Source organism: Bacillus sp. B1(2022) (assembly GCF_040259625.1).
GTDB classification, from domain to species: domain Bacteria; phylum Bacillota; class Bacilli; order Bacillales; family Bacillaceae; genus Bacillus; species Bacillus velezensis.
The window spans coordinates 228632-242928 of the sequence record NZ_JANIFO010000002.1; the positions used below are offsets into that span (position 1 = coordinate 228632).

The 14297-nt window shown below is 46.5% G+C and carries 20 protein-coding genes; 2 read left to right on the forward strand and 18 right to left on the reverse strand.

Annotated elements, in window-relative coordinates; translation table 11 throughout:
- Positions 1-8 precede the first annotated feature (8 nt).
- From nusB to NQS30_RS04820, 16 genes are all read right to left on the reverse strand, one after another.
- A complete protein-coding gene (nusB, locus tag NQS30_RS04745) occupies positions 9-401 on the reverse strand; it encodes a transcription antitermination factor NusB (protein WP_007408349.1) in 393 nt (130 codons plus the stop codon).
- Positions 402-665: 264 nt separating this feature from the next.
- The gene (locus tag NQS30_RS04750) at positions 666-1073 is read right to left on the reverse strand and encodes an Asp23/Gls24 family envelope stress response protein (protein ID WP_003153156.1); all 408 of its coding nucleotides are present in this window, start codon (positions 1071-1073) and stop codon (positions 666-668) included.
- 21 nt (positions 1074-1094) lie between these two features.
- Entirely contained in the window at positions 1095-2447 is a 1353-nt protein-coding gene (gene accC, locus NQS30_RS04755) for an acetyl-CoA carboxylase biotin carboxylase subunit (protein WP_007408348.1), read from the reverse strand.
- A gap of 14 nt (positions 2448-2461) precedes the next feature.
- A complete protein-coding gene (gene accB / locus NQS30_RS04760; RefSeq protein ID WP_007408347.1) occupies positions 2462-2941 on the reverse strand; it encodes an acetyl-CoA carboxylase biotin carboxyl carrier protein in 480 nt (159 codons plus the stop codon).
- Positions 2942-3094: 153 nt separating this feature from the next.
- Entirely contained in the window at positions 3095-3745 is a 651-nt protein-coding gene (locus NQS30_RS04765) for a SpoIIIAH-like family protein (RefSeq protein WP_025284989.1), read from the reverse strand.
- Between the two features lie 3 nt (positions 3746-3748).
- A complete protein-coding gene (spoIIIAG, locus tag NQS30_RS04770; protein ID WP_033574142.1) occupies positions 3749-4441 on the reverse strand; it encodes a stage III sporulation protein AG in 693 nt (230 codons plus the stop codon).
- The gene (gene spoIIIAF / locus NQS30_RS04775; RefSeq protein WP_218791294.1) at positions 4434-5054 is read right to left on the reverse strand and encodes a stage III sporulation protein AF; all 621 of its coding nucleotides are present in this window, start codon (positions 5052-5054) and stop codon (positions 4434-4436) included. The genes spoIIIAG and spoIIIAF overlap by 8 nt, the downstream gene beginning before the upstream one ends.
- Before the next feature lie 16 nt (positions 5055-5070).
- On the reverse strand, positions 5071-6279 hold the full coding sequence (gene spoIIIAE, locus NQS30_RS04780) for a stage III sporulation protein AE (protein WP_003153145.1): 1209 nt from the start codon (positions 6277-6279) through the stop codon (positions 5071-5073).
- Between the two features lie 33 nt (positions 6280-6312).
- Positions 6313-6702 (reverse strand): stage III sporulation protein AD, encoded by a 390-nt coding sequence (gene spoIIIAD, locus NQS30_RS04785; protein ID WP_071392571.1) that lies wholly within the window; start codon positions 6700-6702, stop codon positions 6313-6315.
- Between the two features lie 12 nt (positions 6703-6714).
- On the reverse strand, positions 6715-6921 hold the full coding sequence (gene spoIIIAC / locus NQS30_RS04790; protein ID WP_003153142.1) for a stage III sporulation protein AC: 207 nt from the start codon (positions 6919-6921) through the stop codon (positions 6715-6717).
- Between the two features lie 22 nt (positions 6922-6943).
- On the reverse strand, positions 6944-7459 hold the full coding sequence (gene spoIIIAB / locus NQS30_RS04795; RefSeq protein ID WP_007408343.1) for a stage III sporulation protein SpoIIIAB: 516 nt from the start codon (positions 7457-7459) through the stop codon (positions 6944-6946).
- Positions 7453-8376: a stage III sporulation protein AA gene (spoIIIAA, locus tag NQS30_RS04800; RefSeq protein ID WP_007408342.1), complete on the reverse strand. Its 924-nt coding sequence runs from the start codon at positions 8374-8376 to the stop codon at positions 7453-7455. Before spoIIIAA ends, spoIIIAB begins: the two co-directional genes overlap by 7 nt.
- 77 nt (positions 8377-8453) lie before the next feature.
- Complete coding sequence (locus NQS30_RS04805) at positions 8454-8735, reverse strand: YqhV family protein (RefSeq protein WP_003153124.1); 282 nt, start codon at positions 8733-8735, stop codon at positions 8454-8456.
- Positions 8736-8880: 145 nt separating this feature from the next.
- Entirely contained in the window at positions 8881-9438 is a 558-nt protein-coding gene (gene efp, locus NQS30_RS04810) for an elongation factor P (RefSeq protein WP_003153123.1), read from the reverse strand.
- 24 nt (positions 9439-9462) lie between these two features.
- A complete protein-coding gene (locus NQS30_RS04815) occupies positions 9463-10524 on the reverse strand; it encodes a M24 family metallopeptidase (protein WP_003153122.1) in 1062 nt (353 codons plus the stop codon).
- A 131-nt stretch (positions 10525-10655) separates the two neighbouring features.
- Positions 10656-11186, reverse strand: a complete 531-nt coding sequence (locus NQS30_RS04820) for a YqhR family membrane protein (protein ID WP_003153121.1) — start codon at positions 11184-11186, stop codon at positions 10656-10658.
- A gap of 221 nt (positions 11187-11407) precedes the next feature.
- Here NQS30_RS04820 and NQS30_RS04825 point away from each other — a divergent pair, with 221 nt between their 5' ends.
- Together NQS30_RS04825 and NQS30_RS04830 are read left to right on the forward strand one after the other, a co-directional pair.
- Complete coding sequence (locus tag NQS30_RS04825; RefSeq protein ID WP_007408341.1) at positions 11408-12364, forward strand: DUF1385 domain-containing protein; 957 nt, start codon at positions 11408-11410, stop codon at positions 12362-12364.
- Positions 12365-12398: 34 nt separating this feature from the next.
- Positions 12399-12794: an SA1362 family protein gene (locus NQS30_RS04830; RefSeq protein WP_015240198.1), complete on the forward strand. Its 396-nt coding sequence runs from the start codon at positions 12399-12401 to the stop codon at positions 12792-12794.
- Here the strand turns inward: NQS30_RS04830 and NQS30_RS04835 are convergent.
- On the reverse strand, positions 12791-13666 hold the full coding sequence (locus tag NQS30_RS04835; RefSeq protein ID WP_012117971.1) for a patatin-like phospholipase family protein: 876 nt from the start codon (positions 13664-13666) through the stop codon (positions 12791-12793). The two genes, NQS30_RS04830 and NQS30_RS04835, sit on opposite strands and share 4 nt — an antisense overlap.
- 114 nt (positions 13667-13780) lie before the next feature.
- Complete coding sequence (gene mntR, locus NQS30_RS04840) at positions 13781-14209, reverse strand: transcriptional regulator MntR (RefSeq protein WP_007408338.1); 429 nt, start codon at positions 14207-14209, stop codon at positions 13781-13783.
- Positions 14210-14297 lie beyond the last annotated feature (88 nt).

A 14297-nucleotide genomic window follows, 5' to 3' on the forward strand; every position in this document is an offset into this window, starting at 1 on the left:
CTTTCCTCCTATGATTCGATATCAGTTTTAATGTTAGAAAGAACCCCGTTTACGAATTTTGCAGCTTTATCGTCGCCGAACCGTTTTGCCAGCTCGATTGCTTCGTTTAATGACACGTTAGCAGGAATGTCGTCAGAATAAACCATTTCATACACCGCCAGACGCAGGATCGCGCGGTCTACGTTTGCAATCCGGTCAAGCTTCCAATTGACGAGATGGCCGGAAATCATTTCATCAAGCTGAACCTGATGTTCGATCACTCCGTACACCAGCTGTTCAAAGAAGGCATCTGTTTTTTCACCATCAAGCGCGTGCTCAATGGCATCGTTCGGTGCAATATCGCTGACATCAATCTGAAAAAGTGCCTGCAAAGCTTTTTCTCTAGCTGTTCTTCTTTTCATTTTCTTTCTCCTTCAGATCCGCTTTATCCGCTTGTCGTTAAGCTTAAAGAGATCATAACATATTTTTTTCTCAATCGCATGTCGAAATTTAGGTTTTTTCACCCTAATGCCGAATATTTTCACAAACCGTATTAATTTCATTCGGATTTCACAGCATGAAGAAACTCGGCTGCCGTTTGTAAGCCGGCTTTCTTCATGCCTGAAATGACGGGAAACGTATAAAAAACCAAAGGGCTGCCCATCCCCTTGGTTTTTATACGCTCATTACATTTCTTCGTCGATTTCGACTTCTTGGGCTTTCGTGTCAAATTGAATGCCGACGATATGAATATTGATTTCATTAATGGTCAGAGACGTCATGTTTAATAAGGTTTGGCGGATATTCTCCTGAACGCTTGCCGCCACTTTCGGGATCGAGATCCCGAATTGAACGACGCAATAGACGTCGATGGTAATCCCGTCATCGGCTAAATCGACCTTTACGCCTTTGCCGTGATTGATTTTGCCGAAGCGTTCTACGACGCCCGTGGCGAAATTGCCGCGCATTTCAGCAACTCCTTCAACTTCGGAAGCGGCGATGCCGGCAATGACTTCAATGACCTCAGGAGCAATTTCAACCTTGCCTAAATGAGCCTCATCATGATCCATTTTAAGCACACTGTTGTCTTCCATTCAATTCACCTCCCGCAAAAATTATGAGCCCATTACATCATATGTTTCTAAAAACTTTGTATTAAACTCTCCGCTGACAAATGTTTCGTGTTCAAGCAGTTTCAAATGGAACGGGATCGTCGTCTCAATACCTTCAATCACGAATTCGCTCAGCGCGCGTTTCATCCGTGCGACTGCCTCATCACGCGTTGTTCCGTATGTGATGACTTTAGCAATCATACTGTCATAGTACGGCGGGATCGAATAGCCGGGATATGCGGCTGAATCCACGCGTACGCCGAGCCCGCCCGGCGGCAGGTACATGTTAATTTTACCGGGTGAAGGCATGAAGTTTTTCGCAGGATTTTCAGCGTTGATGCGGCATTCAATCGCCCAGCCGTTAAATTCAACGTCTTCCTGTCTGAGCGAAAGCTCCTGTCCGGATGCCACTTTGATCTGTTCTTTGATCAGATCCGTTCCCGTCACCATTTCTGTGACAGGATGCTCTACTTGAATACGCGTGTTCATTTCCATGAAGTAGTAGCGCTGTTCTCTGTAGTCATAGATGAATTCTACTGTGCCGGCTCCCGTGTAACCGACGGCCTTCGCTGCTTTTACCGCTGCTTCACCCATCTGCTCCCTGATTTCAGAATCAAGCGCAGGTGACGGTGACTCTTCAAGAAGTTTTTGCAGACGTCTTTGGATAGAACAGTCACGCTCTCCGAGATGGATCGTGTTTCCGTAATTATCCGCAAGCACCTGAATTTCAACATGGCGGAAATCTTCTATGTACTTCTCGATGTACACACCCGGATTTCCGAATGCCGTAGCGGCTTCCTGCTGGGTAATCTCAATGCCTTTGATCAGTTCTTCTTCTGTGCGTGCGACCCGGATGCCTTTTCCGCCTCCGCCCGCAGTGGCTTTTATAATGACAGGATACCCAATTTCACCTGCAAGCGAAACCGCTTCTTCCGTATTTTTTATGATTCCTTTTGAACCGGGCACAATCGGCACGCCCGCCAGCTGCATCGTGTCGCGCGCGATATCTTTTGTTCCCATTTTTGAAATGGCGTCCGCCGTAGGGCCGACAAACGTTACGTTTAATTCCTCGCACAGCTCGGCAAAGTCGGCGTTTTCAGCTAAAAACCCGTATCCCGGATGAATCGCATCCGTGCCGGTCAGCTTTGCGACGCTGACGATGTTCGTTACATTTAAATAGCTTTCTTTTGATGTTTTCGGCCCGATACAAAAAGCCTCATCGGCCATTTGGACATGCAGGGCGTCTTTATCTGCCTCAGAATAAACGGCTACAGTTTCAATGCCCAGCTCTTTGCAGGCCCGGATGATTCTGACGGCGATTTCTCCTCGGTTGGCGATCAATAGCTTTTTAATCATAATAGCAGGTCTCCTTACTCAGCTTTTACAAGAAATAGAGGTTGTCCGTATTCGACCAGCTGGCCGTTTTCAACTAACACTTCAACGATTTCTCCTTTTACTTCGGCTTCAATCTCGTTAAAGAGTTTCATTGCTTCTACGATACAAACAACTGTATTTTCGCTCACTTTTGAACCTTGGTTTACGTAAGGGCCGGCTTCCGGCGATGAAGAAGCATAAAACGTTCCGACCATCGGAGACGTAATTTTGTGCAGGTTTTCGTCTTGTTTCGGCGCTTCCTGAGCAGGAGCGGCTTCACTCGCTTCCGGTTTTGCAGCCTGCGGAGCAGGTGCGTAAGCGGCGGGAACGGCTTGGGCTTGTCCCGTTACATTCACTGCCGGCGCTTCATTTTTTTTCAGTTTGAGGCTTACGCCTTCAATTTCGTAAACAAATTCGTCGATGGAAGATTCATCGATTCTTTTTATCAGTTCATGAATTTCGTTGATTTTTAACATCAGTTTCCACTCCTATGTATAAAAAATAGAAATTTATGGGTTGCTACTAAAAGTACATACTATGTTTATCTTACAGGAGCGCTTGTGTAAATTCAACACTGATCTAAAATGACATCAGAAAAGCCCGCAGCGGGTGCGGGCGGTTCAGGTCTCTTACTTTGTCGGTTCAAACGTGACGGCGACGTCTTTCATCGTCTTGATTTCTTTTTCCACCAGGTCAATGATAGCGGAAGCTTTTGCGTTTGAATGTTTGTCAGACATGACGGTAATGTTGATTTTGTCTCCTTCAGCATCCACGAGCGCATCTTTGTAGCCTTGTGTTTTAATCAGCGTTTCCAGCTGTTTTTCCGTCCCTTCAGCATTGCTCAGCGCCGTCATTTTATCGTAGGCTTCGCTTTTTTCCTTTGCGGTCGCATCATCGCTTGAAACAATGCTGTTTAACTGTTCCCTTTCTTTGCTTCTCGCGTCTTCAAGCTCCATGCGGTATGCGGTAAATAAGTTTTCATCAGCTGTTTCTGTGGCGATCGTTCCGTCTTTGTCCGATGCTTCGGCTGATGTTTCTTTATCCTCTTTTGTGCCTTTAGAATCTTTCGTTCCTTTAGTGCCGTCTTCTTTTTCCGTGCCGCTTCCGCTCTTATCTTTCGTTTCAGGAGCCGGCGTTTTTTCAGTGGCGACTTCTCCGCTGCTTTTTTCGCTTTTCATCTGCACGGCATTTTTGCTTTCCGGCGACATAATATAATAAACACTTAATACCACGACGAGACTGAGCATTGTTAAAAGCCAAACCGTTTGTTTTTTCAGCATGATTTATGAATCCTCCTTGATTTTTTTAGGGGCAACCGCTACACGATAGCTCGGAACATCGAGCACCCTTGTGACGGCATCAATGATGGTTTTTTTTATTTGAACGTTGTCCACTCCCTGAGCGACAACGAGTACACCGCGGATATCGGGCTTTTTCGTCTGGACGACGACCGGGGTTTCCTGGTCCCCGTTTCGAATCATGACAATTTGTTCTTCAGAGGTTTGATCGGTTACGCTTCTTTTGCCGCCTTCTTTATCGGTTTCTTCAGTGGTGGTGTCTTTTTTCGTTTTATTTTTCTCAAACACTTTCAAAGATGTTGCGTCTACGTTTACGACAATTGAGACATCCTCCACACCGATAATCGTTTCAAGGATTTCTTTCAGCTGGTTTTCATAGTCTCTTTCGTAATCATCGATCGTGGTTTTTGCGCTGCCGTCTTTCGATGCCTTAAAAACGGGTGCGCTTTTTTGCCCGCTTTTGTCTTCCGTTCGGCCGGACATGACGGTCTGCACCGCTTGGTCCTTCCCGGTTTTCTCCGGTGAAGAGAACAGCTGGCTGACCAGCATAAAAGATACCCCGAGCACAAACACGAACAGAAAGTAATGATATTTTGTCAGTTTTGGTTTTTCTCCGTCTTTCGCCTGTCCGATCATCAGCTGTTTTTTGAGTATGGTCCATAGTCCGTTTTTATTCATGGCCGTTTTTCTCCCCGCCTTCCATATAAACCGTAATTTTCTCACTGCCGATTTCCCATATATCCGCAAGTTTTCCTTTGATGTCTGCGGCCTCTTTTTTGTCGGCTGCGCCTTCCGGTTCGTATTTGCGGTCTGTGCGGATGTCGATCGGTGCGACGGTTTGCACGGTTTTTTCAGAAGATGGGGCCATATACACGCTGATCGTTTTTACATCTTCTTCTGAACGAACCTGTTCTTCCGCTGTAAGGCGGATGTCGTCTATTTTGTATTCGTCATGACTGAACATCTCCTCCGCTTTCTTTTTTAGTTGGACAGCCATTTCTTCTAAAACATATGCGCGGTTTGATGCTTGTATTTCTTTTTTTTCTGATTTAATTTGATTTTTTATATCAGCGGATTGAGATTGCTCTTGTTTTGTCAAATAATCGAACATGATTTCCGGGTCTGTTTTGAAAAGTTTGAATATCGGGTTGAGCATGACAATGATTAACAGCAGGCTGACAACCATCTTGGCGTATTTTTGCATACTGGAGCTGGGCAGCAGCATGTCGATGACGATGGCGAATAAGATAAATAAAATAATGCTTGTCAGCCATTCTGTTAAAAAGCTCATATCCAATGGGCCTCCTTTATTTCATCATCATGGTGAGGTTGCCTGCTGTAATAATGACTGTGATGCTGAGGAAAAACATGAGAGAGACGATGGCGAGCGCCGCGAAAATATACAGTACGCTTCTGCTGATGACGCCGAGGCACGTAATGACGGGCCCGCCTCCGAGCGGCTGCAGAATAGCGGCCGCGAGCTTATAAATAAAAGCGAGCGAGAGCACTTTGATCGCCGGAAACGCGGAGATGCAGATCAAAATTCCGACTCCGAGGATTCCCACGGTGTTTTTTAATAGGAGCGAGGCGCTGATGACCGTATCCGTCGCATCCGTAAACATCCGGCCGAGCACGGGAATAAAATTGCCTGTTATAAATTTTGCAGTCCTGAGCGTAATCCCGTCTGTCACGGCAGCCGAAGCCCCCTGAACGGAGATGACGCCGAGAAACACGGTGAGGAATACGGCAAGCGCGCCGATCGCGATATTTCTGAGCAGATTGGCAAGCTGCGTGACTTTATATTGATCCGTCATCGTGCTGACGATGCTTAAAATCGCTGACAGGAAGATAAGCGGCATGACGATGTTTTGAATGAGAAGGCCGCTCGTATTCATCAGAAATAAAATAACGGGGTGAAAAAAAGCTGCGGAGACGGCTCCCCCGGAAGACGCCAAAAGCGCAAGTAAAAGCGGGATGAGCGCGAGAATGAAGCTTGTCATCGTCTGGATCGCTTCACTGGCATAATTGACGGCAACATGAAAGCTGTTTAAAGCGAGAATAATCAGCACCATGTAGACGATTGCATAAGCCACTTTGCTGACGGTGCTCTGCTGGAACGCATTTTGCAGGAGCTGCAGAATGACACAAAAAATGGTGAGAAGAATCAAAGTTCCCAGAAGCTTTCCGTTTGCGAGCACTTCATGAAACAAGTATGAAAATAAAGCCTTCAGCCATGCCTCCGGCGAGAACGTTTTTTCTCCGTTAATAAAGTCGATGATGCTTCCCTTTTGGCTTTCAGGCAGAAGACCGCCGTATTCTGTCATGATGTCGTCCCAAAACTTTCCGATGCCTTCTGTTTTCAGCGCTTCGGCCTGCTTTTTCGCCACTTCATCAGCGGATTCTTGGTGAACTGCGGTTTCCTGCGACGCACCGTCTGTTCCGGCAGCTTGTACACATTCAGTCTGAAAAAATAAGAGGATGAACAAAAAAGCTCCCGCCCACCGAAAGCGCTTCATTTTTTGTGCCCCCCCTTTCCATTTTATTTTTGATCAAGAAGGAATAAGTCCGAGAATCGTTTCAATAATGACGGTGAGTATCGGCACGGCCATTACCAGTATCAAAATTTTTCCGGCCAGCTCTATTTTCGAAGCAATCGCTCCCTGGCCCGCATCCTTTGTAAGCTGCGCTCCGAATTCAGCGATGTAGGCGATGCCGATAATTTTTAAAATGGTTTCCACATAGACCATATTGACATTTGCATTGACGGCTATTTTTTCTATCATTCTGATAATGTCGTAAATCTGGTCGATGAGATAAAGAAAGATCACGCAGCCGCTGAAGACGACAATCATAAACGCGAAAGTCGGTTTCTGTTCTTTTACGATCAGGGAGAGAAATGTGGCGATCAGGCCTAAACCTACAATTTGAACAATCTCAATCTGTAAGCCCCCCTATCCTTGGAATAGAAACACAGCTTTGATCTTTTTGAACAGGTCATCGACAATCGTCGCCACCATAAATAAAATATAGATAAAGCCAAGCAGCGTCACCCATTGGGCGTATTCTTTTTTTCCCATTTGGTCAAGTATGGTGTGCAGAAACGCAACCACGATACCGACTCCGGCGATTTGAAAAATGACATTTACGTCGACTCCCATTTTATGTTTGCTCCCCTCATGTTTACATCAATAGAAGAATGAGTAACAGTCCGGCTAAAAATCCTAAGCTTTTCACCATTTTTTCATTTTTCGCCTGCGCCCGTCCGGCATCCGCTTCCGCCGCTTCCAAATGTGTAAGCGCAAGCTTGATATGTTTCTGCTGAGAAACACGGTCATGGAGCCCGAGCGTCTCTCCGAATTGCTTCAGCACATCATATTCGCTTTTTTTCATCGCCATGGACGACCAATTATGTTTCAAGCTCTGTTCCCAAGCCGTTTTGGCGGAATCGCTTCCCTGCTCAAGCCTTCTGCTGAAAGCTTGAAACAATAACGATACAGGTTTGGAAAGCTGTGCAGCAATTTGTCCCGAGGCGGTATGCAGCGGTGTATGTCCGAACATGATTTCCGCTTCAAGCGATTGGAGCGCCGCGCGCAGCTGACGGATCTGCCTCGGCCTTTCTATATACATTTTGGCGATCTCAAATCCGGTCCAAGTCGTCGCTGTCAGAATAAACACGGCACCCAAAAGCTTCAGCATGTCATCACGCTTTCAGCATGTGGAACAGGTTCCCCATCCTTTCCGTACATCCTGCTGATCGTTCCCGGACCGCGGCGCCTTGACAGTTCAACATACCGGTCAAACACGTTTTCCTCCCAAAGCATTTTCAGCGACGGCCTCTTGACCAAGTCTTTCATATTCCACCCGTGCGCAGATACGATGACGGATACGCCCGCATGGAGCGCCTCCAGCAGCGCTTGTGAGTCTTCCATTCTCCCGATTTCATCCACAATTATGACATCAGGACTCATAGAGCGAATCATCATCATCAGCCCTTCCGCCTTCGGACAGGCATCAAGGACATCGATTCTGCGGCCGAAACTGTGCTGGGGAATGCCCCGCAGGCAGCCGGCAATTTCCGAACGTTCATCTACGATACCTGTCTTTTTTGCGGGAATGCGTTTTGATCCGGTGCTGGAAAGCCGGGCCAAATCACGAAGCAAAGTCGTTTTCCCCGTTTGCGGAGGACCGATGATCAGCGTATTCAGCCAGTTTTCTTTCCATAAGAAAGGAATGAGCGGTTCTGCGATTCCCAGCTTCTCCCGGGCGATTCGGATATTAAAAGAAGTAATATCCCGGAGTCCTTTGACGGCTCCGTTTTCGACGATGACTCTTCCGGCCAGCCCCACGCGGTGGCCTCCTCTGATTGTGATATATCCTTTTTTCAGCTCTTCTTCCAGCGTGTACATACTGTAATTGCTGAGCCGGCTGAGGATCAGCTGTGCGTCGCCGGCCGTACAGACATATGACAAATACAAAGGTTGTCCTTTTTGGATCAGTTCAACCGGCCTGTCGACGCGGATTCTGATTTCTTCTGTATCCCGCCTCGCTTCTTCGGGCACGGCGGAGATGGCATCTCTCAATAATTCAGGGAGAACCTCTGTAATCTCATTCAATAGAGTCTCCTCCTTTTTTACCGATTGGCTTCTTTAAAATGTATGATCCGGGACAGACTTTATGACACCCCGGCCCTCTATTTATGCACACCGGCCAAAATCAGCACCACTCCCGCAAAAATCAATATTAATTTTGCATATGAGAGCTGTCCGGCAATCTGATAAATGCCGATCGTCATTGTGATGATAAAGATCAGCGGGCCGACGATTGCCAAAATACTATTCACCACAACCGCCTTTCTGATGTCGTTTGTCAAAAGCATGATAATAGCGGCCGATAATTCAATGAGCGAGGACAAAACTCGTAAACCGGCCATCGTTAAAACAGTAGAATTGATTGAACCAAACAAAAATTTCATTGCAATCCCCCAACTTCAAGCATTTTGTTACACTATATGCTCTAGCTGACGGAAGTAGTCTCACTATTTTCATATAGAAGAAAGATTCAGGCAGAACGCAAAAAAAGCCTGCCCCGTAAAAGGAGCAGACTCCGAATTTCTTTGACTACGCTCTTGACACGTAAGAGCCGTCTGATGTATTTACAACAAGCGTATCGCCTTCGTTCACGAAGAACGGTACGTTTACGACAAGACCTGTTTCCGTTTTGGCAGGTTTTGTGCCGCCTGACGCCGTGTCGCCTTTAATTCCCGGCTCTGTTTCAACAACTTTCAGTTCAACTGTGTTCGGCAGTTCAATACCGAGCGTTTCAGACTGGTACATCATGATGTGCACAGACATATTTTCCAGAAGATATTTTAATTCTTCTTCGATTTGGTTTTCGTTCAATTCAAGCTGTTCATATGAGCTTGTATCCATGAACACGTGCTGATCGCCGTTGGCATAAAGATACTGCATCGTTTTTGTTTCGATTTGCGCTTTCGCGACTTTTTCACCTGCACGGAATGTTTTCTCCTGAATAGCGCCCGTGCGGAGGTTACGCAATTTAGAACGGACAAATGCCGCTCCTTTTCCCGGCTTTACGTGCTGGAAGTCAACGACGCGCCAAATGCCGCCGTCTACTTCAATCGTTAGTCCTGTACGAAAATCGTTAACTGAAATCATGTTTGGTGTCCTCCTATATTCCGATCACAAAATAATTAATTCTTTAGGGGAATGCGTAATTGTCCGGTTGCCGTCCTCAGTAATGATGATATCATCTTCGATTCTTGCGCCCCCAACTTCCGGTATGTATATGCCCGGCTCAACCGTTACCGCCATGCCGGGCTCAAGAACAGCCGATGACCTGAAAGACAGCCCCGGTGATTCATGGACTTCCATTCCAAACCCGTGTCCTGTCGAATGGCCGAAATACTGTCCGTAGCCTTTTGCGGTGATGTGATCCCTCGTCAGGGCGTCCGCTTCTTTTCCCGTCATGCCGGGTTTAATATGCAGGACACCAAGCGCTTGGGCATCGTATACGACCTGATAAATCTCTTTCAGTTTATCACTTGGCTCTCCGACCGCGACGGTGCGTGTGATGTCAGAACAATAGCCTTTATAATAAGCGCCGAAATCGAGCGTGACCAAGTCTCCCTTTTCAATCAATTTGCCGCTTGCCACTCCGTGGGGAAGGCTGGATCTGACTCCCGAGGCGACAATCATATCAAAGGAAGAGCCGTCTGCTCCTTGACGTCTCATATAAAATTCAAGCTCGTTTGCAACTGAAATCTCTGAGATGCCCGGTTTGATAAACGTCAGAATATGTTCAAACGCATCATCCGCAATCTTCGCAGCTTCCTCTAATATCTTAATCTCTTCACTTGACTTAATCAAGCGCAACTTTTCAACGGAATCCGCGACGGGAACCATCTCCGCTTCCTGCAGCACCGCTTGGTAGGATGCATATGTTCCGTACGTCATGCTGTTTTGCTCGAAGCCGAGTTTTTTAATGCCGTACTCAAGAATCGTATCCGCAGCCGTTTGGATTAAGCTTCCGCCGTGCTCGATAATGTCAAAACCCTTCACTTGCGTCTTCGCCTGCTCGGTGTAACGGAAATCCGTGATAAATGCCGCACGTTCTTTCGATATGACCGCAAGGCCTGACGAACCCGTAAATCCCGTCATATACTGCAGATTGGCGGAGCTTGTCACCAACATTCCGTCTATATCCAGCTGACCGAAAAGATTTCGCAATTTCTCAAGTTTCATTCCCTTTCTCCTCCTCGCCGATTCTTGACTGCCGCCTGACAACGCGGGAGCATCCCCGCCCGGTTTTCAGCATAAAAAATGTTCACTTCTCGTGAACATTTTACCATACCGGACAGGGATTATACACTTATTCACTTGTTGCCTAGCGCCCTTGCAAGCTTGTCTGACGTAAGTTCATTGTAGTTGAAGGAAATTGAGTAGCCGACAAACAAACCGTACAGAATGTAAAGGCAAAGCGTCGTCACGATTGTATCTGATTTCAATTCAGTGACGGATTTCACATCTTCGAAAATCGGATTGAATAAGAAAAAAACCGCACACCATAAAATGACGCCGTACACCATCCCCGGCCACATGGTTTTAAAACGCTTCAGGCAGACGAAATAAATAAACGCCCCGGCAATTGAAATGAATCCGATGACAACGATGCTGACCATCGTGCCGAGCCATTGTTTTTTCCATTCTCCGATCATAAACGGCTGAAGAATCATGTTGGGGCTGATCTCTGAAAAATGAAAGACATACCCGAGATAGCCGATCAAACTCCAAAATACACCGCCGGCAAATCCGATACCGCAAATTCTGCCGGTAAATGAAACAGGCTGCTGATCATCATCCTGCTTCTTTTTTTCTTCCTGTTCTGAATGTTTTTCGCTTGTCATCATGGCACCTCCAGTCATAGACTGCCCCAAAATTGAAAAGTCATAAAAAACTGCGCCATATTTTCATTCAATGAGTAAAATCTAAAGAAACGGGGTATACTGCATGTAGAAAAAGCATTGATTTTCCGGCTGTCTAACTAGAGGTTTACCGCGGTTTCCTGTACAATAGAGTGAAAGGAAATGGTTAGTAAATCCTAAAAAAACAGGCAGGTTGATAAACAATGTCCAAACAAAAAACGCCCCCTGCTTACGGCGGGCAGGCTGTCGTTGAAGGGGTCATGTTCGGCGGCAGAAAAAATTATGTTACCGCCATCCGCAGGAATGACGGAAGCATTGATTTTTTCAAGCTTCCGAGAGTGCCGAACGCGAAGCTTTCGGCTTTAAAAAAGATTCCTTTTTTGCGGGGAATCGTCGCCATCATTGAGGCGAGCGCCAACGGCACAAAGCATTTAAACTTTTCCAGCGAACGTTACGGGCTTGATCCTCAAGATGACGCCAAGCTGGAGCAGGAAGATAAGAAAGGTTCGGGCTTATCGATGTTTTTCAGCCTGGCGGTGATCGGCGTTCTGTCGTTTTTGTTCAGCAAATTCGTTTTTACGCTCGTCCCGGTCTTCTTAGCGGAGCTTGTAAGGCCCGTATTTTCCTCAGACGCCGCGCAGATCGGAATCGAAAGTCTGTTTAAGCTTATTCTGCTTCTCGGCTACATTTATTTTTTATCAATGACGCCGTTAATTAAAAGAGTGTTTCAATATCATGGAGCCGAACATAAGGTCATAAACTGTTATGAACAGAATTTGCCAATTACAATAGAAAATGTTCAGAAGCAGTCACGGCTTCATTACCGTTGCGGTTCAAGCTTTATTTTATTTACGATCATTGTCGGCATGTTCATCTATTTACTCGTTCCGACAGATCCGCTTTGGGTGCGGATTTTAGACAGGATTGCGCTTATACCGGTCGTTCTCGGCATCTCCTTTGAAGTGCTCCAGCTGACGAACAGAGTGCGGAATATCCCCGTTTTGAAAGTGCTCGGTTATCCCGGCCTGTGGCTGCAGCTTTTAACGACAAAGGAACCGGCGGATGACCAGGTCGAGGTTGCCATAGAAAGCTTTAACGAGCTTCTCAGACTGGAAGACATTTCAGAACAGAGCGAAAAGCCGTCTCACAACGTAATCTGAACCGTTACCGTTATTATTTTGGAGGTGGGCAGTTATGAATCATCGTGTACAACCTTTTTTTGCTGTATTGATAGCGCTTGGCGCATTCGGTTTCATTTATGCGGCGGTAACCAACCCCGGGCAGATGATTTCAAGAGCGATCACCGTTATTATCGCAGGCATCATTATTTATTTTATCGTGAGGACGGTCCTGAACCGCCGCACCGGCCGTGACGGAACCGCTTTCAGAAAAGCGGCCAGACAATCGCAGCTCCGAATGAAGGAGCAAAAAGCGAAGCACCGCGCCGGACACAGAGGCCGGGTCAGCCATTTGCGGAGCGTGCCGAGCAGCAGCAGACCGAAGCCGATGATTCTTAAGAAAAAAAGCCAGACCCAGCTTACCGTCATAGAAGGCAAAAAGAATAAAAAGAAAAACAGAGCGCTTTTTTAATAGCTCCATTGCTTCAAAAATTGCTCTGTTCTGCTTTTTCCTAGCTCAATGAGAGCTAGTTTTTTTTGCGGTGTGAGATGAAACTCCGTCGCCATCACATGTTCCACCGGAATAAAAATAATATTCTGTTCGTACTTTGTCGCGATATGCCTGGCATCATGAGCGTCTTTCATCGTTTCAAACAAAGCCCCGAACAGCTCAAAAGCGTTGCGGATTGATTTTTTCGGGCGCTCTTTTTCGTTGGGCGAAAGCGAAATTCCGATGACCGGCCGTTTGCGTTCTTTTGAATACAGCCAAATCGGGAAATTGCTTAACACGCCGCCGTCAACGACCGTTGAGGTGCCTTTTTCTGTCTTCAGTTTTATCGGTTCAAAAAAATAAGGAATGCTGCAGCTCATTCTGACGGCTCTGGCAACCGGGAACATCTCCGGATTTAATCCGTAGCGGGGAAGATCGTCAGGAAGCACGATCATCGTTCCGTTCGTCAGATCTGAAGCGATGAGACGGAGCGAGCCTTTTTTCAAATCGCCGAACGCGATGATGCCCTTCGCTTTTAATTTATCCGCAATCCACTTTTCCAGCATATCGCCTCTGTATAGTCCGAGGCGCCAATATATCGACACCCACCGCAGGATTTTCAGCGGGAGGAATGAGTATCTCTGATCAAGCAATTGCCTTCCGTCAACCTCATCTATGATGGAATGAACCTCTCTGCTCGTATAGCCCGCAGCGATAAATGCGGCAATAATTGCGCCGGCGCTTGTTCCGGCGAGTCTTTCAAAGCGAAAGCCCTTTTCTTCCAGCGCTTCATAAGCGCCGGCAAGCGCCACCCCCTTTATCCCCCCGCCCGAAAATACGCCGTCAATCTGCATAGCGCGCCCTCTCCCTTCCATCTCAAGGTGTATTATTATTTTAAGAAACGGCTGGGCGAAATAGACCAAAGAATGAAGACATTAAAAAAAGGGCGCCCCATTTCGGGCTGCCCTTTATTCACCGGGATTTTCGGTTTTTTTCTGTACGGATTTCAATTCTTTTTTCCGGCTTTCGTCATCTTCAAAATACTGAACGAGGTCGCCGATGCGGTCAATGCTGTTCCAGCTCAGATGATGTTCGATTCCTTCAACATCATTGTAAATCTTCTCTTCATCAACACCAATGATTCTTAAAAACTGCTCAAGCAATTCGTGTCTGTATACGAGCCGTTTGCCGATCTTTTTGCCTTTTGACGTCAATACGAGCCCGCGATATTTTTCATAAATCAAATACTCGTCTTTATCTAGTTTTTGAACCATTTTCGTTACAGAGGAGGGGTGGACTGCCAAAGCTTCCGCGATATCAGAAACCCGTGCATATCCTTTTTCTTCTATCAGCATATAAATCTGTTCAATATAATCTTCCATACTTGGTGTTGTCATAAGTAACCCTCCCAAAAAGCACCTTAACTTTATAAACCATTACAAGTTTACACTAACGGTCATGAAAAAACAAGGATGCTTCCGGTCT

Bases quoted from the DNA above. Each gene is read 5' to 3' on its own strand.
- NQS30_RS04830 (WP_015240198.1), top strand. From the start codon at position 12,399: ATGAATCATCGTGTACAACCTTTTTTTGCTGTATTGATAGCGCTTGGC.
- spoIIIAF (WP_218791294.1), bottom strand. From the start codon at position 5,054: ATGAGCTTTTTAACAGAATGGCTGACAAGCATTATTTTATTTATCTTA.
- NQS30_RS04825 (WP_007408341.1), top strand. From the start codon at position 11,408: ATGTCCAAACAAAAAACGCCCCCTGCTTACGGCGGGCAGGCTGTCGTT.
- mntR (WP_007408338.1), bottom strand. From the start codon at position 14,209: ATGACAACACCAAGTATGGAAGATTATATTGAACAGATTTATATGCTG.
- NQS30_RS04820 (WP_003153121.1), bottom strand. From the start codon at position 11,186: ATGACAAGCGAAAAACATTCAGAACAGGAAGAAAAAAAGAAGCAGGAT.
- accB (WP_007408347.1), bottom strand. From the start codon at position 2,941: ATGTTAAAAATCAACGAAATTCATGAACTGATAAAAAGAATCGATGAA.
- efp (WP_003153123.1), bottom strand. From the start codon at position 9,438: ATGATTTCAGTTAACGATTTTCGTACAGGACTAACGATTGAAGTAGAC.
- spoIIIAC (WP_003153142.1), bottom strand. From the start codon at position 6,921: ATGGGAGTCGACGTAAATGTCATTTTTCAAATCGCCGGAGTCGGTATC.
- NQS30_RS04750 (WP_003153156.1), bottom strand. From the start codon at position 1,073: ATGGAAGACAACAGTGTGCTTAAAATGGATCATGATGAGGCTCATTTA.
- accC (WP_007408348.1), bottom strand. From the start codon at position 2,447: ATGATTAAAAAGCTATTGATCGCCAACCGAGGAGAAATCGCCGTCAGA.
- NQS30_RS04815 (WP_003153122.1), bottom strand. From the start codon at position 10,524: ATGAAACTTGAGAAATTGCGAAATCTTTTCGGTCAGCTGGATATAGAC.
- nusB (WP_007408349.1), bottom strand. From the start codon at position 401: ATGAAAAGAAGAACAGCTAGAGAAAAAGCTTTGCAGGCACTTTTTCAG.
- spoIIIAB (WP_007408343.1), bottom strand. From the start codon at position 7,459: ATGCTGAAGCTTTTGGGTGCCGTGTTTATTCTGACAGCGACGACTTGG.
- spoIIIAE (WP_003153145.1), bottom strand. From the start codon at position 6,279: ATGAAGCGCTTTCGGTGGGCGGGAGCTTTTTTGTTCATCCTCTTATTT.
- spoIIIAG (WP_033574142.1), bottom strand. From the start codon at position 4,441: ATGAATAAAAACGGACTATGGACCATACTCAAAAAACAGCTGATGATC.
- NQS30_RS04835 (WP_012117971.1), bottom strand. From the start codon at position 13,666: ATGCAGATTGACGGCGTATTTTCGGGCGGGGGGATAAAGGGGGTGGCG.
- NQS30_RS04805 (WP_003153124.1), bottom strand. From the start codon at position 8,735: ATGAAATTTTTGTTTGGTTCAATCAATTCTACTGTTTTAACGATGGCC.
- NQS30_RS04765 (WP_025284989.1), bottom strand. From the start codon at position 3,745: ATGCTGAAAAAACAAACGGTTTGGCTTTTAACAATGCTCAGTCTCGTC.